27 protein-coding genes are annotated in these 21605 nt (G+C 27.1%); 25 read left to right on the forward strand and 2 right to left on the reverse strand.

Annotation, left to right across the window (positions count from 1 at the left end; all coding sequences use genetic code 11):
* Nucleotides 1–99 precede the first annotated feature (99 nt).
* From BN2920_RS08130 to BN2920_RS08225, 20 genes are all read left to right on the forward strand, one after another.
* Nucleotides 100–396, forward strand: a complete 297-nt coding sequence (locus BN2920_RS08130; protein WP_058294523.1) for a DUF5316 domain-containing protein — start codon at nt 100–102, stop codon at nt 394–396.
* Between the two features lie 228 nt (nt 397–624).
* Complete coding sequence (locus tag BN2920_RS08135; RefSeq protein ID WP_058294524.1) at nt 625–1227, forward strand: hypothetical protein; 603 nt, start codon at nt 625–627, stop codon at nt 1225–1227.
* A gap of 122 nt (nt 1228–1349) precedes the next feature.
* Entirely contained in the window at nt 1350–1850 is a 501-nt protein-coding gene (locus BN2920_RS08140) for a DNA topology modulation protein (RefSeq protein ID WP_058294525.1), read from the forward strand.
* Between the two features lie 138 nt (nt 1851–1988).
* Nucleotides 1989–2591 (forward strand): HD domain-containing protein, encoded by a 603-nt coding sequence (locus BN2920_RS08145; RefSeq protein ID WP_058294526.1) that lies wholly within the window; start codon nt 1989–1991, stop codon nt 2589–2591.
* A gap of 60 nt (nt 2592–2651) precedes the next feature.
* Nucleotides 2652–3191 (forward strand): nitroreductase family protein, encoded by a 540-nt coding sequence (locus BN2920_RS08150; RefSeq protein ID WP_058294527.1) that lies wholly within the window; start codon nt 2652–2654, stop codon nt 3189–3191.
* Nucleotides 3192–3269: 78 nt separating this feature from the next.
* Nucleotides 3270–3722 carry a GNAT family N-acetyltransferase gene (locus BN2920_RS08155; RefSeq protein ID WP_058294528.1) on the forward strand — a complete coding sequence of 151 codons (453 nt, stop codon included), beginning with the start codon at nt 3270–3272 and terminating at the stop codon, nt 3720–3722.
* A 356-nt stretch (nt 3723–4078) separates the two neighbouring features.
* A complete protein-coding gene (locus BN2920_RS08160; protein ID WP_058294529.1) occupies nt 4079–4534 on the forward strand; it encodes a GNAT family N-acetyltransferase in 456 nt (151 codons plus the stop codon).
* Nucleotides 4535–4589: 55 nt separating this feature from the next.
* On the forward strand, nt 4590–5060 hold the full coding sequence (locus BN2920_RS08165; RefSeq protein ID WP_058294530.1) for a pyridoxamine 5'-phosphate oxidase family protein: 471 nt from the start codon (nt 4590–4592) through the stop codon (nt 5058–5060).
* 91 nt (nt 5061–5151) lie between these two features.
* On the forward strand, nt 5152–5526 hold the full coding sequence (locus tag BN2920_RS21340; protein ID WP_058294531.1) for a nuclear transport factor 2 family protein: 375 nt from the start codon (nt 5152–5154) through the stop codon (nt 5524–5526).
* A gap of 16 nt (nt 5527–5542) precedes the next feature.
* Nucleotides 5543–6025: a GyrI-like domain-containing protein gene (locus tag BN2920_RS21345; RefSeq protein WP_353797273.1), complete on the forward strand. Its 483-nt coding sequence runs from the start codon at nt 5543–5545 to the stop codon at nt 6023–6025.
* A 120-nt stretch (nt 6026–6145) separates the two neighbouring features.
* Nucleotides 6146–6400 (forward strand): immunoglobulin-like domain-containing protein, encoded by a 255-nt coding sequence (locus tag BN2920_RS08180; protein ID WP_058294532.1) that lies wholly within the window; start codon nt 6146–6148, stop codon nt 6398–6400.
* Between the two features lie 210 nt (nt 6401–6610).
* Nucleotides 6611–7786: an acyltransferase family protein gene (locus BN2920_RS08185; protein ID WP_058294533.1), complete on the forward strand. Its 1176-nt coding sequence runs from the start codon at nt 6611–6613 to the stop codon at nt 7784–7786.
* Nucleotides 7787–8236: 450 nt separating this feature from the next.
* Nucleotides 8237–8767: an AAA family ATPase gene (locus BN2920_RS08190; protein WP_058294534.1), complete on the forward strand. Its 531-nt coding sequence runs from the start codon at nt 8237–8239 to the stop codon at nt 8765–8767.
* 73 nt (nt 8768–8840) lie between these two features.
* The gene (locus BN2920_RS08195) at nt 8841–10301 is read left to right on the forward strand and encodes an oligosaccharide flippase family protein (RefSeq protein WP_058294535.1); all 1461 of its coding nucleotides are present in this window, start codon (nt 8841–8843) and stop codon (nt 10299–10301) included.
* A 432-nt stretch (nt 10302–10733) separates the two neighbouring features.
* Nucleotides 10734–10985, forward strand: coding sequence for a kinase to dihydroxyacetone kinase (locus BN2920_RS08200; protein WP_058294536.1), 252 nt, complete (start codon nt 10734–10736; stop codon nt 10983–10985).
* A gap of 581 nt (nt 10986–11566) precedes the next feature.
* The gene (locus tag BN2920_RS08205) at nt 11567–12205 is read left to right on the forward strand and encodes a lysozyme inhibitor LprI family protein (RefSeq protein WP_058294537.1); all 639 of its coding nucleotides are present in this window, start codon (nt 11567–11569) and stop codon (nt 12203–12205) included.
* Nucleotides 12206–12341: 136 nt separating this feature from the next.
* The gene (locus BN2920_RS08210) at nt 12342–12776 is read left to right on the forward strand and encodes a hypothetical protein (protein ID WP_058294538.1); all 435 of its coding nucleotides are present in this window, start codon (nt 12342–12344) and stop codon (nt 12774–12776) included.
* Between the two features lie 155 nt (nt 12777–12931).
* Nucleotides 12932–13393: a GNAT family N-acetyltransferase gene (locus tag BN2920_RS08215; RefSeq protein WP_058294539.1), complete on the forward strand. Its 462-nt coding sequence runs from the start codon at nt 12932–12934 to the stop codon at nt 13391–13393.
* Nucleotides 13394–13485: 92 nt separating this feature from the next.
* Nucleotides 13486–14052: an HD domain-containing protein gene (locus BN2920_RS08220; RefSeq protein ID WP_058294540.1), complete on the forward strand. Its 567-nt coding sequence runs from the start codon at nt 13486–13488 to the stop codon at nt 14050–14052.
* Nucleotides 14053–14159: 107 nt separating this feature from the next.
* Nucleotides 14160–15032, forward strand: a complete 873-nt coding sequence (locus tag BN2920_RS08225; protein ID WP_058294541.1) for a methionyl aminopeptidase — start codon at nt 14160–14162, stop codon at nt 15030–15032.
* A gap of 39 nt (nt 15033–15071) precedes the next feature.
* Here the strand turns inward: BN2920_RS08225 and BN2920_RS08230 are convergent, their stop codons facing one another.
* Nucleotides 15072–15893: a hypothetical protein gene (locus BN2920_RS08230; RefSeq protein WP_058294542.1), complete on the reverse strand. Its 822-nt coding sequence runs from the start codon at nt 15891–15893 to the stop codon at nt 15072–15074.
* Between the two features lie 226 nt (nt 15894–16119).
* Between BN2920_RS08230 and BN2920_RS08235 the strand changes: the two genes are divergently transcribed.
* The 3 genes from BN2920_RS08235 (at nt 16120) to BN2920_RS22045 (ending at nt 17643) form a co-directional block, all read left to right on the forward strand.
* Nucleotides 16120–16455, forward strand: a complete 336-nt coding sequence (locus tag BN2920_RS08235) for a YnfA family protein (RefSeq protein ID WP_058294543.1) — start codon at nt 16120–16122, stop codon at nt 16453–16455.
* Nucleotides 16456–16663: 208 nt separating this feature from the next.
* The gene (locus BN2920_RS08240; RefSeq protein ID WP_058294544.1) at nt 16664–17224 is read left to right on the forward strand and encodes a VanZ family protein; all 561 of its coding nucleotides are present in this window, start codon (nt 16664–16666) and stop codon (nt 17222–17224) included.
* A gap of 251 nt (nt 17225–17475) precedes the next feature.
* Entirely contained in the window at nt 17476–17643 is a 168-nt protein-coding gene (locus tag BN2920_RS22045; RefSeq protein WP_242868345.1) for a cysteine hydrolase family protein, read from the forward strand.
* A 548-nt stretch (nt 17644–18191) separates the two neighbouring features.
* On the opposite strand, the gene BN2920_RS08245 is transcribed toward BN2920_RS22045, so the two are convergent.
* Entirely contained in the window at nt 18192–18755 is a 564-nt protein-coding gene (locus BN2920_RS08245) for a TetR/AcrR family transcriptional regulator (RefSeq protein ID WP_058294545.1), read from the reverse strand.
* 152 nt (nt 18756–18907) lie between these two features.
* Here BN2920_RS08245 and BN2920_RS08250 point away from each other — a divergent pair, with 152 nt between their 5' ends.
* Complete coding sequence (locus BN2920_RS08250; protein WP_097919341.1) at nt 18908–20293, forward strand: MDR family MFS transporter; 1386 nt, start codon at nt 18908–18910, stop codon at nt 20291–20293.
* A 117-nt stretch (nt 20294–20410) separates the two neighbouring features.
* Nucleotides 20411–20971, forward strand: a complete 561-nt coding sequence (locus BN2920_RS08255; RefSeq protein WP_058294547.1) for a GNAT family N-acetyltransferase — start codon at nt 20411–20413, stop codon at nt 20969–20971.
* Nucleotides 20972–21605: the final 634 nt, after the last annotated feature.

The following is a 21605-nucleotide window of genomic DNA, read 5'->3' on the forward strand; positions in this document are numbered from 1 at the left end:
TATGTTATAATTTACTAACGTACAAATACCTGTTTTTTAACATATAAATTGTTAACATTAGGCTACACTAGAGAATCAATGATATTAGGAGGAAAAAGTTTGAAAGCATCTTTTTTTATTGGATTACTTGTATGTATATCAGCAATTTTAATTGGCTTTATGTTAAATGATTATAATATAGCATTTAAAATAACTGGAATTGTAAGTGTCGCATGCTTAATTATAGTAGGTATATTAAATGGAGCATTTATTAGTGGTGATAAATACAGATTTAATCTTTTTAGTGAAACGAAAGAAGATAATAATAAAAAAGTCAAAATTACATATCGCTTATTATTATTAGCTTTTCCTAACATAGTAGTGACAATAATAATATTTGTATACTTAATGAAATAAAATATTTTAAAATATAATATTATTTATAAAAACTGAATTTACTAAAAAATATGTTTTGAAAAATAATGATATTATATTTAATATATATGTTATAATTTAAAATGTAAATGATTTTACTTGTTATAATTTTTATAGTTATTGATATCTAGAGTTATAATGAGTGAAACCTTAGAGATACAGTATTAGTAACGGATATTTTTATAATACTAATGATTAGGAGGAGTTTTAATGGATCGTAACATTACATTGAGAGAAGGACTTAAAGGTAAAACTTTTCTAGAAAAAATAGATTATTTATGGACATACTATAAGATACATATAATTGCTATAGTAAGTATACTATTTTTACTATTCATTTTTATTTCAGATTCATTAAGTAGGAAATCACCTTACTGTAATATTAAGTATATTGATAATAATATCAGCAATCAAGAATTAACTGTTGCAGCAGATAAACTTAATGATATAGTTTTAAAAAATAATAAAGATTACGTTATTAATTTTGATTCTCAGTTTGATATGATGCAAATTTCAAACAGGCAGGTGGATATTGCAATTGTAAGCAAAGAATTCTTTGAAGAGAATTTTAAATATGATATGTTCTTAAACTTAGATACTCTTAATGGTGGTTCAGATTTACCTCTTGAAAAATATGGAGTGATTAAAAAACTTGATAGTTCAGGAAAAGAAGGAATTTATGGAATAGAGGCAAAAGATTTAAATATTTTAAAGGATATAAATTCAGAAAGAGATGATGGTATACTTGTAGTAATATCAAATACAGATCATAATGAGAATGTAGTAAATGTATTGAAAGTATTTTTGAAATAGTTATATATTAATAATATATCATATTAAATCTGAATATTATGTGAAAGAAAAAGGCATGACAGAAAATAATTTTATGTTATGCCTTTTATATTTTTATCTTATGTGGAGGAAATAAATTTATTATGAAGATAGCAATAATAGGTTATAGTGGATCTGGAAAATCTACACTTGCAAAGAAAATAAGTGAAAAATACAATTACCCACTCCTATATTTGGATACTGTAAATTTTGAAGCTAATTGGAAGGAGCGTAATAAAGAAGAAGCCAAAAGAATAGTAGAAGAATTTATGAAAAATGATTCATGGATTATAGATGGCAATTACTTTGATTTTTATCAGGATAGAAGAATGAAAGAAGCAGACAAAATAATATTCATGAACTTTCCAAGGCATGTGTGCTTTAAACAAGCTTATAAGAGATACTTAAATTCTAAAAAAAAAGTAAGAGAAAGTATGTCAGAAGGCTGCGAGGAAAAATTTGATTTTGAATTTGCAAAATGGATTTTAATTGATGGAAGAAGCAAAAAATATAAAGAGAGATATGAAAATATCTGCAACAAATATAAAGATAAGGTGATAGTTTGCAGAAATAGGGATGATGTTAGAAATAGGATTGAAGTTTGATGTTAAATATTACATCTTACTAATAGCAGTTGATAAAGATGATTAAGATATAGCAATGCCTAAATTGCCATATTTTAATATGGTCTTTTTTTGTATTAATGAATGTTTTAGAAGAATAGTTTTAAAGGAGACGTTATAATGATACCAACAAGAAAGCAAGCAGAAGAGGAATTGAAATTAGCAGGACAGCTGAATCAGGGGTTATGGGAGGAGCATGCTAGAAATGTAGGGCGAGCAGCAGAAGAAATTGCTAAGCATTGTAAAGGTCTTGATTCAGATAAAGCATATGTTCTTGGATGCCTACATGATATAGGAAGAAGAGTAGGTATTGTTGGGGTTAAACATATAATCACAGGTTATGATTATGCAATGGAAAAAGGATGGGATGAGGTGGCGAGAGTTTGTTTAACTCATTCATATTCTGTTCAAGATATTAAAGCTGAGATAGGAAAATTTGATATTACTGAAGAGGAATATAATAGAATAGACCGTTTTTTGAAATCTGTTAAATATGACGAATATGATAAGTTAATAATTTTATGTGATTCATTGGCCACTGCACAGGGATTTTGTCTTTTGGAAAAACGATTTGTAGATACTACTAGAAGATATGGAGTTTTTCCTTTTACAATTGATAGATGGAATGCAACTATAGAAATTAAAGAATATTTTGAAAAACAAATGGGATGTTCAGTTTATGATATATTACCAAATGTTAAAGAAACAACATTTATAGATTAATTGCAAAAAATTAATATAAAATATATGAAAAGAACTGATTATAAAAAGGGGGACATATACATGATTAAAGAAATTGAAATGCGAAGAAGTATAAGAAAATATATTGACAAGCCAGTTGAAGAGGCGAAGATAACACAGATTCTTGAAAGTGCAAGACTTGCTCCATCAGGAAATAATACACAACCATGGCATTATATAATAGTAAGATCTGAAGAGATGAGACAAAAAGTAATGGAGGCTTCTCATAATCAAAAATGGATGATGACAGCACCAGTATTTATTGTATGTGTTGCAGATGTGCGCTGCAGGATAAAGGATGACAGAGAAGTATACATAAATGATAGTAGTCCAGAAGATGAAGTAAAACGTATAATTAGAGACACTTCAATTTCAGTAGGATATATGCTTCTTGAAGCTAATAATGCAGGCCTTGGAGTTTGCTGGGTTGCAGAATTTACTCAAGAAGAAATTAGACCAGTTTTAAATATACCTTCTGATAAATATGTAGTTGGAGTTATAACTGTTGGTTATCCAGATGAAAGCCCTAAACCTCGCCCAAGAAAGAATCTTGATAATATTGTGCATCATGAATGCTGGTAATTAATAAATATAATTTTTAAACATAGTCTTTTTTATTTAATATATTACAAAATAGCTATTTGATGGGGAGGAAGATTAATGAATATAAAAATAATACATACTGATAGCAGGAATAAGGATTTCATAAAACTTATAAAGTTATTGGATGATGATCTTAATGGGCAATATGGCGAATTACAAAAACAATATGATAAACATAACAAAGTTGATTATATAAATGATGTTGTGATTATATATGATGATGAAGTACCAGTTGCATGTGGTGGATTTAAAGAACATGATAGTGAGTCTGTAGAGATGAAAAGAGTATTTGTAAAGAAAGAAAATAGAAGACAAGGATTATCTAAAAAAGTAATTAATGAACTTGAGAAATTAGTTCAAGCAAAAGGCTATAAATATGCTGTATTAGAAACAGGGAAAAAACAAATTGAAGCAATTAATTTATATAAAAGCAGTGGATATGAAATGATTGAAAATTATGGACCATATGTAGGATATGAAAATAGCATATGTATGAAGAAGGATCTGTAATATTTAAATTTTAGCTTATACATAGAAGAATTAATAACTTTTAAATCTTTCTGGAAAGAAGAGTGGGGAAAATGGATTTAAAGTCATGGAATAGTCAACAAATTGGCTTATTGATTTTTGGGGAAGAAAAAATGTGGCAGGAATCATATTGATGCCAGTTACAAGACATCATGTGGTTCATATAAATGAATCCGTGCGTGCAAAAAAGAAAGGTAAAGAAAAGTGATATTATTAAGAAATAATATGGAATATCATTGGATGACACAATATATGTAAATATTATATAATATTTATATGAAATGCTGAAATAGGTTTGTAACATAATCACATATAAATAAGTTAACGAGGTCACTAATATGGAAATTGAATTTATAACAGCATCTGAAGAGGATGCAGAAAAATTTGTAGAAGTGCAAAATAAATCATTTTATTCTGATTATTTAAAATATGGTATGTGTCCTGGATATGGAAGAAATGCTGAAGAGATAAGTGAAGCAATGAAAAATAATTTCGTATTCAAAATTGTTGCAGATAAAGAATTGGTAGGGAAAATAAGTGTAAAGCAAATTAAAGATGATGAATATCATGTGAATTGCCTTTGCATAATACCAGAATATGAAAATAAGATGATTGGACAAAAAGCAATAGCATTTATTGAAAAACAGTTTCCCCATGCTAAGAAATGGTCACTTGAAACGCCAGCAGATAAATTAAGAAATCATTATTTTTATAAAAAATGTGGATATAAAATAGTAGATAAAATGATTGATGGCACAGTAGAATTAGTAGTTTTTGAAAAAGAGATAAGTTAAATTAGCTTAAAAGTAATTTAAATATAAAAAATAATTTGAAATGAGAGGTTATAAAATGAATACTTTTGAAAAAGCATTGAAAACGCTGGAAGAACTATTTAGTAAGGATTATCAATTTGCATTAGCCACATCAAAGGACAATATACCATCAGTTAGATTTGTAGATACTTTTTATGATGATGGGAGGTTTTATATTGTTACGTATGCAAAATCACAAAAAACAATTGAATTAGAGTCAAATTGTAATGTTTCACTTTGCAATAAATTATATAGATTTAATGGAAAAGCTTATAATATAGGACATCCCGTAAAAGAAGAAAACAAAGAAATAAGAAGTGAGTTAATTAAAGTATTTGAACCTTGGTACTTTGAACATAATAATGAGGATGATGAAAATATGTGCTATATAAAAGTAGAATTAGATAATGGCTTCTTCTATAAAGATGGTACTGGCTATAAGGTTAATTTTGCGTCAAAGGAAGCAGAAGAATTTCCATTTGATTTTGATAGTGTAATGATAGAGTAAAGTGAAATAACTAAATATTTTCAAGTATATGAAGAAAGAATTGCAAGAGATAAATAGTAATTTAGTTTTGGATACAAGGAGATAAGTGGATATGGCTGAAAGAGAAAAATTAATAAAAAGATATTTTGAATCTTGGGTTAAAAATGACATAAGTTCTTTAGAAGAGGTATTTGATAATTCTATAATATATAGTGAATGCTATGGCCCAGAATACAGAGGATTAAAACAAGTTAAGCAGTGGTTTGAAGATTGGAATAAGAAAGGGAAAGTTATACGCTGGGATATTAAATCATTTATTCATGATAATAATGTAACTGCTGTTGAATGGTTTTTTCAATGTAAATATAATGATGAAATAAGCTCTTTTGATGGTGTTTCATTAATCGTTTTTAATGGAAATGGAAAAATAATAAGCTTAAAAGAATTTCAGTCAAAATATGAACACAATTATCCTTATGGAGTATAGAAGATAAGAATTAGGAATGGGAAATCTAAAGAATGTATTTATTCAAGTGATTGAAAAACCTGCTCGCAAAGTTATTATCAAAAGGGGAGTCAAGGCTAGTGACTATTTTGCTTACTGTGAGGAAGTAGGCTGTGATGTCTGGGGGCTTCTTAAAAGTATCAAATCAATCAGTGGTGAGCCAGTTTGCTTATGGCTTCCATCTGAATACAGAATTCATGGTACATCAGAATATGTACAGGGAGTTGAAGTTGCTGAAAACTATGATGGTATTGTGCCAGAAGGCTTTGATGTAATTAAACTGCCTGCTGCAAAATACATGATGTTTCAAGGAGAGCCGTTTGCTGAAGAAGATTATTGTCAGGCAATTGAAGAGATATGGGATTCTATGAAGAAATATGATCCATCTGTAATTGGATATTCGTGGGATGATTCAAACCCTCGAATTCAACTCGAACCAATTGGAACAAGAGGGTATATAGAACTGCGTGCAATTAAATAAAATCTAATCGAGAGTTAAATAGAAGGAAGCTTTAAAGAGAAAATAATAATTTTAAATATAGCATTATTCAAATTAACAAATTAATTTTGAATAATGCTATATTTTTATTTCTGAGTTTACATGCTAAGTTGTGAGGAGTACTATGAGGTTTATAAATTTGAAAATGATAAAGGGAATCTTTTGGAGTTTTCTGATGAAACATATTTTACTGATCTTGCATATGAAATAGGACCTAAAGAAATAAATGGGAATAAGTGTAAATTAGATATTATAAAAGATTTTGAAGATTTTACAGCAGGAAAGTATAAGATAGTAAAAGAGGTGAGTAACAAAATAGGATATAGGACTCTTGTAGCAGAATTTGAAATTGATTAAATTAAGAAAAGGTGTTATGGCTACATTGATAATAGATTTCTTTAAGATAATATTAAAAAATAATAATGTATTTACTTTTTATAATTAGTGCTATAATAAAGAAAATAATAAATTGAAAAAAATAACATAACATATATAAATATACATATTGAATAAAAGTTTAAAATTTATATATTAGTGTTGATGCTACCAAAATATAGGAGGACAATAATGACAATTTATTTACTTATTTTTGCATTTATATTATTTTTAGGTGTAAAAATAGCGCCAAAAGGAAATTTTAATGAAGACTTCTTAAGTTTAAAAGTATCAAAAGGAATACAGGGATTCTGGGCTGTATGTATTATTGCACATCATTTTGTTCAGCCTTTTGTTTATAGTGGACAAGGAGCAGGAGCATTAAGTATATTTGCTCTAATTGGATTCTTATTTGTAGGGGTATTTTTCTTTTTTTCAGGTTATGGATTATTTAAAAGTTATAAAAATAAACCAAATTATTTAAATGGTTTTTTAAGAAAAAGGATACCAGTTGTTCTTGTGCCTTTGTATGTAGTAAATACTATTCTGACTGTAATTGTATTAGTTACAGGTGGAACAATGTATAATGATATGAATCCACTTGTGATGGGAATGGATAATATTTTTTTCAGAATAACAACATTTTTAGGTATTACTCTTATGAATTCTAATGCATGGTATATGATTACTATTGCAATATTTTATATTATATTTTACTTAGCTTTTAAATATGGCAAAAATGAGGATAAAGCATTTAAAATAATGGGTATTTTTTCAATAGCATATTTAATTGTAGGAATAGCAGCAGGCCACGGAATTTTTTGGCTTCAAGGTGAATGGTGGTATAATACTAGCTTTTTACTATTTATAGGCATGTATGTAGCTAAAAATGAAGAACGAATTATTTCATGTATTAAAAAACGGTATGCTACTTTTTTTGCTATTAGTAGCGTAGGAACAATTGTATTAACAGGTGTTGCAATTGTTGTTGTAATGATGCTTTCTTATTACCGGCCAGGCTTAGCTGGACGGGCATGCTCAATTGTATGTCTTTTATGCGAAACATTAGCAACAACATTTTTTGTAAGCTTTATTCTTATTTTAACAATGAAAGTCAGATTAAATAATAAGATTCTTGATTTCTTAGGAATAATAGCACTTGAAATTTATCTTATTCATAGATTTTTCTTGGTTGTATTAAATTCACAATATATAACTATTTCAAATAATATTCTTTATCTGGCTGCAGTTTATGTATGCACTATTATGACTGCAATTGTTCTTCATCAGGTTGATGGAATGATTGTAAAAGCAATTCAAGGAAAAAAATATTATGATGTGGAGCTCAATAAAAATCATAGCAGTTAAATATTTTTAAGAACTTAAGAATTTAAGAAGAAAAATTCTTAAGTTCTTAAAGTCCCAAATCCTTAAGAATTTGGTGATTAGTGCTAGTATAGCTTTGTGGAGACATTTTAGATTTAAATTATAATAAATTTAAGAGAATAATTGTAAATTAGATAAAAGATAGTGAGTTATTGTTAAAAAATTAGAAATGATTGATTATGTTAAAGAAAAAATAAGAACTCTATATAAAAAAATACTCAATAAAGATTGCTTAGTAAAATTAAGACTAAGCAATTTTTACTTTTATATAAATTTGAAAATATACTATGAAATCATATCATAAATATTTATTATATACTATAAATGTAATATAATTAAATGAATTAAATCTAAAGGGAATATTATTTAAAATAATAATCTAAGAAAATAATTATTTTGTAATGAAGCTATGATTATTATAAGGAGAGCATTATGGTTATATGGATAAATGGGGCATTTGGTGTTGGAAAAACAACAACAGCAGAGGAGCTAAATAAACTCATTAAAGATTCTTTTATATATGATCCTGAAATGGCAGGTGAATTTATTTGGGATAATTCACCACAGTGTATTAAGGAAAAAGGTGATTTTCAAGATATACCAATGTGGCGTGATTTTAATTATTCCATGTTAAAATACATTCATGAAAATTATTCTGGGACAATCATTGTTCCAATGACACTTACAAATAAAGAATACTATGGCCAGATCATAGAAAGGCTTATAAAAGAAGGGGTTGCTCTTCAGCATTATATTCTTATTGCTAAAAAGTCTGTTATATTAGAAAGATTATCAAAAAGAGGTGAAGATGATAGCTCATGGACTGTGCAGCAAATTGATAGATGCTTAAATGCATTTGAAAAAGATATTAATGGAATAAAAATAGATGCAAATGCAAGTACAAAAGAGGTAGTAAGGATCATTTTAGGAAATAATTATAAAGATATTGATCTCAATGATTAACTTCTATATAAATAAAGCATCGATCTAGACGTTTATAACAAATACATTTAATAATATGTTTAGGAGAAAAAATATGTCTAAATCTATATCAAAAAATGCAGTTTTTAAATCAATATTAAATATATTTAATATAATTTTACCTATAATAGTTACGCCAGTTATAACAAGAACATTTACTGAAAAGCAGTTTTCATACATCACGCAAGGAGAAACGTTTAATACAGTGCTTATAGCATTTGCAAGCTTTGGAGTTTATCAATATGGATTAAGAGAAATAAGCAAGGTTCGAGATGATAAAAAGAAGTTGAGGCAGACATTTACAAGCTTATTTTTAATAAGTACAACAGCAACAATAATTGTATCAGCATGCTATATGATATTTTTATTTAGATTTTATAGAGATAATCCAGCTTTTTATACATGTGTTGTTTTAGGATTCAATATAGTCTTTAATTTATTTTATGTAGAGTGGATCAATGAAGCTTTAGAAAATTATGATTTTATTGCAGTTAAAACAATGATAGTAAAGATAATTTACTCAATCATAATTTTATGTGTTATACGTTCAATCGATGATTTCTTTATATACATTTATCTTGGGGTTGCAGTAAATATAGTAAATAATTTGTGGAGCTATTTTTATATTAGAAAAAAAATAAGATTTGATTTTTCTAACTTAAGAATAAAAGAGTATATAAAGCCCATGTTTCTTGCAGTAATTCTTTCAAATACAAGCCTTTTGTATACTCAATGTGACAGGCTATTAATAATAAAATTTGGCAGTGAAGCAGATTTGTCAGCATATGGGATAGCTCAAAAAGCAATGCTCATAATAAATACATTAATGCTTACTATAATTCAAGTAACAATGCCAAGGCTTGCTAATAACCGTGGAAATGATAATGATGATACATATTTTTCATTATTAAATAAAGTGATGAAAATATATTTTCTATTGTTATTCCCGGCATCAATAGGACTTCTTTGTGTTTCAAAGCAGGTAATGTGGATATTTGGACCTAAATATGTTCCATGGTATCCTGCAATGATAGTATTTTCAATATATATGCTAACTTTAGGTGTACAAGGAATCATATCAAATCAGATTATATATCTGTATAAAAAAGAAAATGAAGATGTAAAAATATTTTTTATATGTGGAATATTTAATGTAGTTGTTAATTTTATTCTCGTATTACTTAATGTATTTACTCCAGCAAATTCAATTATGGTGACTATGATTTCTAATGTATTAGTAATTTTATTAGAATATAGGGTTATAAGAACAAAATTAAAATTGGACATAAAGCTGTTTTCATTTGAAAATATGAAATATTTCTATTATTCATTATTGTTTATTCCAATAACATTTGTAGTCAATAAATATGTGGAAAACATGATTATTTCTTGTGCATTAGATGTTATTCTTTGTGGAGCAATATATTTGGGAATATTAATAAGTACAAAAGATAATGTATTTTTTGATGTTTATGATAGGTGTAATAGTAAATTTAAGTCTTTATTAAGAAGATAAATATTACTTAATGAGTATTTAAATATTATTGTATTAAACCATATGAGATAATAATTTATAATATTCAAATGATATATTATAAATTAGTTTAAGAAAATACTTGAGTTAAACTTACTAAGATCATAGCAATAGAAATAAGATGAGATTTTTATAATATGTATTGCTAAAATATTAGTTTGAAATATCACATTATTCAATGATAAAGGAAACATCTTCATCAGTAGATGAAGATGGGCTATAATGCTAGTTTCGTGCCTCGCCAAGCATTATATTCCAATGGATTATGTGATATTTTTTATTGATGAAATTTAGAGGTTAAGTAATAAATTCATAAATAAAAATTTGCAATATTAAATAGTATTATATTAATAAAAGTGCTATAATTTACTAACAAATAAATATAAATTTTTAAATTTTAAAAGGAGAATTATTATGCTTGAATATAGATTTGATACACAATTATTAATTGCAGGAGAAAATCTTTCAGAAGATGAAATAAATGAGTATATTACTAAAAACTTTGAAGGAGACTGCTTGCTTGCAGTTGGTGATGATGAGCTGGTTAAAGTTCATTTTCACACAAACGCTCCATGGAAAGTACTTGAGTATTGTGCTTCACTCGGAGATATTCATGATGTTGTCGTAGAAAATATGGAAAGACAGGCAAACGGTCTTCAAGGTTAGATAATAACTATAAATTTTAAGTTATCAATAAGGTGAATTAGTAAATCTAATATTGATATATGAAAAATTTAATATGCTTATTGAAGTATCGCTTATTTATAATAAATGAATAGGCGATATTTTTTATATATTTGTAGATTGAGATATCAAATAATTAAAGAATACTCTTTGAAATTTTATAGTGTGATATTAACAAATACAATACTAGTCCAATGGATATATCTATTTATATGAAATTAGATTTGTGCAATTAGATAATGATTAATTGATTAATATAGAGATTTTGAATATAAAAACAAGCTACATACTTAATAATATATAGCTTGTCTGATTTTATTAGTTTTCTAACTCTACAGGTGCATCAGTAAATGAGTAAAGCGTAGCTTTCATATCATCTATATAGAAAACTTCAAAAATACCATTTTTAATGTGAATTAGATATTTGGATTTGATATATATGCCATAAAAGTACCAAAGAAGGTATTTTTATTACCTGAGATTTTATATGATGCAATGATAAACTGTGTGAATCAGTAAAGTGTAATTTGAATAGAAATAAAAAAGTGATTGGGTGAATAAAAATGAAAAAATTAAAGTTGACAAAAGCAATGGTTAGTTTATTAGTAGTAACTTCAGTATTTGCATTAAATCCAATAAGAGCAAGTGCAAAGTGGATAAAATCAGAATATGCTGAGGATGTTTTGTGGAAATATTCAGAAGGGAATAAATATACTATAGGTTGGAAATTAATTGATGGAAAATGGTATTATTTTGATGAATATGGAGTTATGAGTAGTGGAACCAAGATTGGAGATTATTATGTAAATCTTGAAGGAGTATGGACACATTTTGATTATTCAGCAAATAATCAAAAATTTAATAGTTTCTTAGATAGATTATACAAAATTGAAAAAAATGATAAGGTAGCCAATGAAAAAGCAAATACAACATATGATATTACAATATACGCGAGTGATTTTGCTAAACAATATGATACTTTATTAAATGATATATATAATTATCTTAAAAAAGTTATGCCAGAAAATGAATTTAAAAAATTACAAAAGGAAGAAATAGAATGGATTAATAAAAAAGAAACAGCTATTAAGGATGATTTACAAAGACATGAAGGTGGGACGATTTGTGCATATATTTCTGCACTTGATACTATAACGTACACTCACGATAGAATATATGAATTGCTAAAATATATAAATTAGAGAGAAATATAAAAGATTAAAGTGAAAGAGGGTTATTTTAATAAGATATTTGTTTATGGGGTGTGAAGATTTTTGGTAATAATAACGATAGGTGACTGTTACCATATTGGTAAAATTATAAAGGAGGCGATGTTATATGAAGAAAAAATATGTTGTTTTAGGTTTTTCACTATTATTTTTATGTAGTATAGTTTTTATATGTGTGAACAGATTAAATAAGATAAAAGAAGATGTTGCTTTAAAAAATACAATCATTGAAGCTACTGACAAATCAAACGAAATAGACTTTAGCCAAATAACAAATTTTGAATGGGATAAGATGTACATATTTACTCCATACTCGACTCCTAAAGATATCTTAAGTCAGGATGGAATAAGTACAAGAAATTCACAATTTAATATAGAATATCTTGACACGATAAATATGATTGGATTTATTAAGTCAGATAAGTTAGTAGCATTTGTAGAACTGCCAATAAATTATATAGACGAAGATTTAACTAATTGTATTGTTTTCAGTAAGGAAGAAACTAAATTTAAGATATCAAAAGAGAAAAAGATTGTTCTTTAAAAGGAATTAAATAAGATCAATAAAAAAATAAGTATAAATATAGTTATAAGCCCAGTAGAGCTACATTTTAAATCAGTATCACTTAAAGTAATATGCGAAGAAATGCAAACAGCATTATAAATAAATATTCAGAATTTTAAATGGAGATAGAGAGAATGATAATTAGAGAATATACAGCAAAGGATTTTGATGAAATAGCTAAGCTATTTTATGATACAGTTCATACAATCAATATAAAAGACTATACTAAAGAGCAAGTGTATGTATGGGCAACAGGTAAATTAGATACTGTTAGATGGAATAAGTCTCTTTTGGAAAATTATACTGTTGTAGCAGTTGAAAATGAAAAAATAATTGGTTTTGGCGATATTGATAAAAACAATTATTTAGATCGTCTCTATGTTCACAAGGATTATCAAAATAGAGATGTTGCAACAGCAATATGTAATAAATTAGAAAAATATGCAATTGGAAAGAGAATTTTAGTTCATGCTTCAATTACTGCAAAGCCATTTTTTGAAAAGAGAGGCTATAAAGTTTTGAAAGAACAACAGGTTGAGCGAGAAGGTATTTTTCTTATAAATTATATGATGGAAAAATGGAAAAATTCAATTTAAAAAATAGGATCCATGTAAAAGTAGGATAATATAAAGTTTAATTTATATATGGAAATTCCAATTTCTTATTCTAATTAAGGGAGAAATCAAATATGAGACAAGATATAATCAACTATATAAGCAAAGAAGTTGAATTTAGGTGTAAACAACCTTCAAATTTTTTTGGTATGGGATGTTTTTACCATATTAAAGCAGTTGTTAATAATGCAGAATTAATTGCAGATAGGTATAATGCAGATAGAGAGGTTGTAATAATTGCGGCATGGCTGCATGATATTGCTTCGGTAACAGATTATAGCTTATATGAAGAACATCATATTCATGGAGCAAGAATAGCAGAAGAAATTTTAAAAGAATTGAATTATCAACCAGATAAGATTAAGCTTGTCCAACAGTGCATTAAGAATCATAGAGGCAGTGTTTTAAATGGAAAACAAACAAAAGAGGAAGTATGTATTGCAGACGCAGATGCTATCTCACATTTTGATAATGTACCTAGTTTACTATATTTAGCGTATGTAAAAAAGAATTTGGACTTTATTGAAGGTGTGGAGTTTGTAAAGAATAAGCTTAAACGTAGTTTTGAAAAACTTTCAGATGAGAGTAAAGAGCTCTATAAAGATAAATATCAATCTGTTATGAAATTATTAGATTATTAGAGTGAGGAAATAAAGTATCTAAAAATATATTATAATATATGAATTATAATATAAACAAGAATATAATGAAAGATAAGAATTAATTTATATAGATAGGATATGATTTTATGAATAATAACAGAAATGATGAATGTTGGTGTGGAAGTGGATTAAAATATAAGAAATGCCATCTTGAATTTGATGAAAAAATAAATTTTTTAAGATCAAAAGGAAAGATTACTCCTCTTAAAAGGATGATAAAGAATGCAAAGCAGATTGAAGGAATACGAAAAGCAGCAGAAATAAACAGTGGACTTCTTGATCTTGCAGAAGAAAATATAAAAGAAGGAATGACTACAGAAGAAATCAATAAAATGGTTCATAAATATACAATAGATCATGGTGCTATCCCAGCAGATTTGAATTATGAAGGATTCCCTAAGAGTGTATGTATATCTATAAATGATGAAGTGTGTCATGGAATTCCGTCAACAGACAGAATATTAAAAGATGGAGATATTGTAAATGTAGATGCTACTACTAATTTAAATGGATATTTTGCAGATGCATCAAGAATGTTTATGATTGGAAATGTAAGTGAAGAGAATAAAAAACTTGTACAAGTAACAAAAGAGTGTCTTGAAAAGGCTATATCAATAATAAAGCCATTTGAAACAACTCTTGGGGATATTGGTGCTGTAATTGCAGAGCATGCTAAGAATAACCACTATACCGTAGTTCGTGAATTCTGCGGGCATGGTGTAGGACTTGCTATTCATGAAGATCCAACAGTTCTTCATTATGGAAAAAGAGGGACAGGAATGGTCCTTGTCCCAGGAATGGTCTTCACTATTGAACCCATGATAAATGCTGGTGATAGAAAGATTTTTATTGATAAAAAGAGTGGATGGATAGTGAAGACGAAGGATGGTTCTTACTCAGCTCAGTGGGAGCATACACTTCTTGTAACAAATGATGGAGTAGAAATTATATCAAAATAATATAGTGATAGAATTATACTTTTTATTTATAAGACTTTATTAAAAATAGGAGATAACCTTTTTTAATAATATAGAAAAAAGAAGATGCAGCACTGAGAATAGCAATGAAGTATTTAACAGTATAACAATAATGATGTTGTATGTAGTTATTAAAGGCAGTGATATATTTAATCCACTGAATATGTTTAATGCTAAAATAAGTATGAACATAGTTATAAGTCCACTATAACTGCCTTTTAAATCAGCATCACTTAATGAAATATGTGCAGAAATACAAATAGCAATATAAATGAATATCCAAAATTTTAATGTATGAATATTGTTAAATGAAAACATTGAAATAAGCATTTGCTTAAAAATATTAATTTGAAATGCAAAAAAGTCAGTACTTAATATATTTACAGTGTTTAATGAAGCATGTATGTTATTTACTAATAGAGTATATGTGTCATGCAATAAAAATCTCATAGATATTAGAAGACAAAAAGTGCCGCCAAATATAGGCGCAAATCCAACAAAAAATAAGCCTATCTTTTGAAATATACTTCGCTCATTGTATGAAAAATTAACATACCCTAAAACTCCATCTTGAGAGCCTTTGATAGGTCTAAATAATCTTACTTCTTTTATATTGTACCTGAAGATTTTTGCAAAAACATAATGACTAAGCTCATGTATAAATACTCCAGGACAAGTGAATATAATTCCATTAAATCCCACTGAAGATAGAATATTTTTAATTGATTTATTTCTTAAATATCCAAGCAGTAGTCCAAATATAATTATTATTCCAAACAATTCAAACATTATTATGAGTGTCTGCAAAAATGCATGACTAACTGTAGATGCTAGTATGTTCATATTGTAAATGCTCCTTTTTTAATTGATTTTATTTCTATTATATCATTACTTCTTTCTTTAGTAATTAAATTTATATTGGAGATGGAAAAGTTGTATGTTGAATAAAATCATATAAAGTGTGCAGCTATTCATAAAATGTTATTAGAAATTGAATAGTCGATATATAAATATGATATAATGGCTGGGGAAGTTACTTCAATACATTGTGAGGAGCATGGATTTACATATGGAAATTATAAAATCAATATTTTACTTTATATTAGCAGGAATATTTGAAATTGGTGGTGGATATCTCATATGGATATGGCTACGTGATGGAAAGAGTTTTTGGTATGGAATCACTGGGGCAATAATATTAATTTTGTATGGTATAATTCCAACATTACAACCTTCAAGTGCTAATTTTGGAAAGGTATATGCAGCTTATGGAGGAATATTTATTGTTCTCTCAATTTTATGGGGATGGAAAATTGATAATATAACACCTGATAAGTTTGATTTGATTGGTGGTTTTATAGCGCTAGTTGGAGTTATTATAATTATGTATGCACCTAGAGGCTAAAATATTATAAAGTTAAATATATTAGAATTACATAATAAAGATACCGTATTATTCAGTGATGAATTTGCGGTATTTTTTTATGCACAATATGAATAAATTGCGAACTAAATGATCCTTGAAAATTGAATAATACGGTATGAAAAATATGTTATAATAGTACTGACTTTTAAGTTGAATAAATTAGAATTTGATGGAGGCAAATAGTAATATGAAGAAATTTAAGAAATTCAACGCGTTTATGCTGTTTGGAATTTTTCTTTTTTTGTATACTCTTATATGTTCTTATGCGTTGATTTTCAAGTACGTTTCACCATTAGAATTGTTTAGTTCAAATAGAGAATATATTAGGAGTGTTAATGTCATACCATTTCATACTATATATAGTTATTTGGTAGGTGGGTTGAATGTTCCTCCAATTGTCATTTTAAGCAATATAATTGGAAATATAGTATTGTTTATTCCTATGGGAATTTATTTACAGTTATTAAAGAAAAATAAAAAAATATGGATAAGCACGTTGTTTGTATTATTCATCTCTTTGTTTGTTGAAATGCTTCAACTTATTTTGGGGCTTGGTGCTGCGGATATCGATGATATTATTCTTAATTTTTTAGGGGGCTTAATCGGAGTATTAATATATAGAGGATTATGTGCACTATTAAAAGATGAGGAAAAAGTTCGTATATCTATTGTATTCTTAGGGGGAATTACTATTTTGGTCCCAATTTTTGTGATGACTATATTTGGTCTCAGGTTTAGATTAGGTTAATGCTTTTTTATAGAATATAAAAAACAATAAGTATTATATGTAAGATGATAAATTTCAGTTTATTGATTAAATCATTGAAGCAATAAAAATATAATTAAAGTACCGTGTTATTCAAATGAATATGCGGTATTTTTATTTCGCAATTCTAAAAAGTGACGAAGTAAATTAATATCTGAGAAATCGAATAGTATTATATTTGCATATGGGCTATAATTTTCTAAAAATAAATTATAATTTGTAGAGGTGATAAAATGAAATGTTTGCTGGTTATTGATATGCAAGAAGATTATGTCAGAAACAAAAGAAATAAAAAAAGATATCCATATGATGAGAAAAAACTAATTCTAAATATCAATAAAAAAATAAGTGAATATCCGGCAGAAATGGTGTTTTATATTACAAATAAATTTTGGTGGTAGAATGGAAAAATTGAAAAAAGTTAGTTGATGGACTATCTGTTGTCTCAAATAACATTTATGAAAAAAAGAAAAATAGTTGTTTTTCTAACAAGGAATTATTTGAATATCTTAAGAAAATTAACACACAAACAATAGAATTTGTTGGGGTAGATGGAAATGATTATGTTGGATATTCAGCGTTGGTAGGACGAGAAGAATTTGATGTATTATTTGATTTGACTTGTATTGGAATTGGGAACATGAAAAAATTTCAGCATACAAAAGAGAAGTTATTGAAAGTAGGGGTAACTTTTCTTTAATAAATTCCAATAAGTGAGATAGATTTAAAAATTGAAATTCAGTAGATTGTATATGATGTTAATTTGCATACCATTAAACAAGAATGGAAAATTATGAAGCTAAATAAAGAAGAAAAAACTAGTTAAGAATGAGATATGCCATAGCATTAGGAACCTCTCGAAAATCATAAATATTGGATTTTCGTGGGGTTATCTTATCTATAAATAAGTCTTATAATAAATTACTGTCTTTTTAATCATAATTATTTTTTAAATATTTTCTGCATTTTGATTAGAAAATATATAACTATATTCCTGAAGCAGTATTTCAGTCATTTCTTCAGGTGTTTCTATGCAGCCATCAAAAAGCCATTTGCATGCAATAGATTTTATTCCATTTCCAATGAAAATCATATGATATTTTCTTTTACGCTTGGCTATCTCATCATCGTTTAGTGGCTTGGAATATAAATCAAATATAGAATCATAAGTAGTTTTTGCTAATATTTTGCTATCAATACTCATAAAATATGCTTTATAAAAGCTAGAATGATCCTTTATATAAGAAAAATACTTTGTGTAGGCATCTTTTGGTGAAAGCTTATTTTTTAGAAGTATATCAATGATTTTATTAGAATATTTTTTCTGGATTTTTAATATCAAATCATTTATGTCATCATAATGAGAATAAAAAGATGTACGTGCAATTCCAGCTTCTTTACATATGTCATTAACGTATATTGAGTTAAAGTCTTTATCTTTAAGAAGCGTTAATAATGCATTTTCTATTTTTTCATCTGTTATCTGGTATCTTTTATTATTGCTTTTATTCATACTTTTTCCCTTTATATTTACATATTACAAAATTGTGTAGTGGTTAAAACAAAGTCATTATAATATACTTTTATTAAAGTTACAACTGTTTAGATAATAAAATCATTATCTAAACATTACACATTGAGGATATGGAAAGGATGAAAACTTTAATGAAAATTAATAAACAAAAGAGGTCATTAATATTCATAAATATATTGGTGACATGCATTGCATCATCTATGCTTGCAACTTCACTTACCACAGCGCTTCCCCCTATTTTAAACGATCTTAAAATTAGCGCAACTATTGGGCAGTGGCTTACAAGTGGTTATTCTCTTGCAATGGGAATCATGATGCCAGCCACTGCATTTTTGATAAGAAGATTTGAAACAAAGAAATTATATTTGTCTGCTTTAGTATGTTTTATGTTTGGACTTATAATTGATATTTTTTCACCAAATTTTACGATGCTTATGATTGGAAGAATTTTTCAAGCAGCTGGAAATGGAATATTAACATCTATGGCACAAGTTGTTCTTCTTAGCATTTATCCAAAAGAAGAAGCAGGTTCTGTTATGGGATTATATGGACTTTCTGTTGGAGCAGCACCTGTAATTGCACCTACCATTGCAGGATTTATTGTAGATCATATGAGATGGCAGATGATATTTGTTATTGCATTAATTATTATAGCTATTTCATTTGCACTAGCTATTTTTGTTTTTGATGATATTCTTGACACTGTAAAACAAAAATTTGATATATTGTCTTTTGTTTTAAGTGCATTAGCTTATTGCGGTATTATCTTGGGAATTGGAAACATAGGAAATTATGCATTATTAAGTATAAATATTATTCTGCCTATTATAGTAGGAATTACAGCTATGATTATATTTGTATACAGACAGCTACACATGGAAATGCCATTTCTTGAATTAAGAATTTTTAAAAACAGGGAGTATATGTTGAGCGTCATAGGAAGCATGGTATTATATCTTGTTATGATGGGATCTTCTATTATTATGCCTCTATATGTACAAGCAATTAAGGGAATGTCTGCAACAGTATCAGGGTTAGTTACTCTTCCAGGATCACTTTTAATGGCAATAGTAAGCCCATTTGCTGGGAAAATATATGATATGATTGGAATGAAAAAGTTGTTTATAGCTGGTGCTTTATTTATGCTTATAAGTAATGTAGGTATGGCATTTATACCATTAAATGCGTCTATAGTAGTTGCAGCAGTATTAAATGCCATAAGATGTATTTCAATAGGATGCCTTATGATGCCTTTAGTTACCTGGGGACTTAGTGGAATTGAAGTTGAAGATACACCTCATGGAACGGCTCTTCTTACATCGCTTAGAACAATTTCAGGATCAATTGGGTCAGCTATATTTGTTGCAATAATGACACTAGTAGCACAAAATTCAGTCACAAGTTTTGGGGAAAGCGCACATATACATGGATTAAACATAACATTCGCAGTAATGTCATGTATTACAATAATTTTACTTTTAATGGCTGTGTTTTGCATCAAAGAGAAGAAGAATTAAAATTTTAAATATGGTCAATAGCAACTAAATATACGTTCTTTAGAGATTAAAGAACGTTATATTTATATATGTGTTATAATTTACTAATAAATTAATTATGATTTGTGAGGGGATATTATGAATAATATTGGAACAAAAAGAATAGAATCTGAACGTTTAATTTTGCGTCAGTTTGTATTAGAAGATGATAAAGCAATGTTTAATAATTGGGCATCAGATGCAGAAGTAACAAAATATTTAACGTGGCCAGCTCATAAAAGTTTAGACATTAGCAAACAAGTATTAAGAGATTGGGTAAATAATTATAAAAATCCTGATTTCTATCAATGGGCTATTATAGTGAAAGATTTCAGTATTGAGCCAATAGGATCGATAAGTGTTGTACATCAAGATGAAGAAGTTGGAATGGCTCATATTGGTTATTGTATTGGACGTAAATTTTGGCATGAAGGAATTACTTCTGAGGCATTAAAAATGGTTATTAATTTTCTATTTGATGAAGTTCACGTGAATCGTATTGAATCTAGACATGACCCTAGAAATCTCAATTCCGGTAGAGTAATGAAAAAGTGTGGAATGATTTATGAAGGAACATTACGTCAATCTGATCGGAATAATCAAGGAATATGTGATGCTAGTTATTATGCAATATTAGCGTCAGATAGATTAAAAATATAGTCTAATTTATAGATAAGTGAAGATTTACCAATTTTAAATATTTCAAAATTAATAATATATATAATATCACATATTCAGAAATGAAAATGTGGTGTTTTTTTATTACTTTATTATAAAATTTTATCTATAAACTTAGATATGTTTTTTTAAAAAATAAATGATAATTGCTCATACTATTAAATATTGACCTAAGTCACTAATAATTTTAGAATCTTAGAACTTAAGAATTTAAGAATTTAGGAACTTAAGAATTTTTATTTTTTAGAATTTTAGAATTACTTCCTGGTGCTAGTATATCTTTATGGACACATTTTAAATTAATAGAGACATATCTAAAACATTAATATAGCTTCTATAATATATAAGCTTCTTTTTGCTTGTATAATTAATTCTGGTTCTTGTGTCTCTTCAGTAGTTAGCTCATTCATTATAAAATTCACATACTTATAAATATCACTTTGAAATTATATTATAAATTATAAATAGTATTAATTTAGTTGTAAGTGTATGATAAAAACCATAAATGATACTTCAAATTCAAAAAGTGTATAAATTATATTTTAAATAAAAAGGGGATTATGATATGAAAAAATGTGTGATAAAGGGTAGATTTAGATCAGATATTAAGAATGTT

This window comes from Clostridium neonatale (assembly GCF_001458595.1).
Lineage (GTDB): Bacteria > Bacillota > Clostridia > Clostridiales > Clostridiaceae > Clostridium > Clostridium neonatale.

Excerpts from the sequence above, each read along its gene's own strand:
- BN2920_RS08205 (WP_058294537.1), top strand. The coding sequence starts at position 11,567 with ATGAAAAAATTAAAGTTGACAAAAGCAATGGTTAGTTTATTAGTAGTA.
- BN2920_RS08230 (WP_058294542.1), bottom strand. The coding sequence starts at position 15,893 with ATGAACATACTAGCATCTACAGTTAGTCATGCATTTTTGCAGACACTC.
- BN2920_RS08135 (WP_058294524.1), top strand. The coding sequence starts at position 625 with ATGGATCGTAACATTACATTGAGAGAAGGACTTAAAGGTAAAACTTTT.
- BN2920_RS08200 (WP_058294536.1), top strand. The coding sequence starts at position 10,734 with ATGCTTGAATATAGATTTGATACACAATTATTAATTGCAGGAGAAAAT.
- BN2920_RS08165 (WP_058294530.1), top strand. The coding sequence starts at position 4,590 with ATGAATACTTTTGAAAAAGCATTGAAAACGCTGGAAGAACTATTTAGT.
- BN2920_RS08140 (WP_058294525.1), top strand. The coding sequence starts at position 1,350 with ATGAAGATAGCAATAATAGGTTATAGTGGATCTGGAAAATCTACACTT.
- BN2920_RS08195 (WP_058294535.1), top strand. The coding sequence starts at position 8,841 with ATGTCTAAATCTATATCAAAAAATGCAGTTTTTAAATCAATATTAAAT.
- BN2920_RS08150 (WP_058294527.1), top strand. The coding sequence starts at position 2,652 with ATGATTAAAGAAATTGAAATGCGAAGAAGTATAAGAAAATATATTGAC.
- BN2920_RS08235 (WP_058294543.1), top strand. The coding sequence starts at position 16,120 with ATGGAAATTATAAAATCAATATTTTACTTTATATTAGCAGGAATATTT.
- BN2920_RS08255 (WP_058294547.1), top strand. The coding sequence starts at position 20,411 with ATGAATAATATTGGAACAAAAAGAATAGAATCTGAACGTTTAATTTTG.
- BN2920_RS08155 (WP_058294528.1), top strand. The coding sequence starts at position 3,270 with ATGAATATAAAAATAATACATACTGATAGCAGGAATAAGGATTTCATA.
- BN2920_RS08245 (WP_058294545.1), bottom strand. The coding sequence starts at position 18,755 with ATGAATAAAAGCAATAATAAAAGATACCAGATAACAGATGAAAAAATA.
- BN2920_RS08215 (WP_058294539.1), top strand. The coding sequence starts at position 12,932 with ATGATAATTAGAGAATATACAGCAAAGGATTTTGATGAAATAGCTAAG.
- BN2920_RS08240 (WP_058294544.1), top strand. The coding sequence starts at position 16,664 with ATGAAGAAATTTAAGAAATTCAACGCGTTTATGCTGTTTGGAATTTTT.
- BN2920_RS08185 (WP_058294533.1), top strand. The coding sequence starts at position 6,611 with ATGACAATTTATTTACTTATTTTTGCATTTATATTATTTTTAGGTGTA.
- BN2920_RS21340 (WP_058294531.1), top strand. The coding sequence starts at position 5,152 with ATGGCTGAAAGAGAAAAATTAATAAAAAGATATTTTGAATCTTGGGTT.
- BN2920_RS08220 (WP_058294540.1), top strand. The coding sequence starts at position 13,486 with ATGAGACAAGATATAATCAACTATATAAGCAAAGAAGTTGAATTTAGG.
- BN2920_RS21345 (WP_353797273.1), top strand. The coding sequence starts at position 5,543 with ATGGGAAATCTAAAGAATGTATTTATTCAAGTGATTGAAAAACCTGCT.
- BN2920_RS08210 (WP_058294538.1), top strand. The coding sequence starts at position 12,342 with ATGAAGAAAAAATATGTTGTTTTAGGTTTTTCACTATTATTTTTATGT.
- BN2920_RS22045 (WP_242868345.1), top strand. The coding sequence starts at position 17,476 with ATGAAATGTTTGCTGGTTATTGATATGCAAGAAGATTATGTCAGAAAC.
- BN2920_RS08180 (WP_058294532.1), top strand. The coding sequence starts at position 6,146 with ATGCTAAGTTGTGAGGAGTACTATGAGGTTTATAAATTTGAAAATGAT.
- BN2920_RS08225 (WP_058294541.1), top strand. The coding sequence starts at position 14,160 with ATGAATAATAACAGAAATGATGAATGTTGGTGTGGAAGTGGATTAAAA.
- BN2920_RS08160 (WP_058294529.1), top strand. The coding sequence starts at position 4,079 with ATGGAAATTGAATTTATAACAGCATCTGAAGAGGATGCAGAAAAATTT.
- BN2920_RS08250 (WP_097919341.1), top strand. The coding sequence starts at position 18,908 with ATGAAAATTAATAAACAAAAGAGGTCATTAATATTCATAAATATATTG.
- BN2920_RS08145 (WP_058294526.1), top strand. The coding sequence starts at position 1,989 with ATGATACCAACAAGAAAGCAAGCAGAAGAGGAATTGAAATTAGCAGGA.
- BN2920_RS08190 (WP_058294534.1), top strand. The coding sequence starts at position 8,237 with ATGGTTATATGGATAAATGGGGCATTTGGTGTTGGAAAAACAACAACA.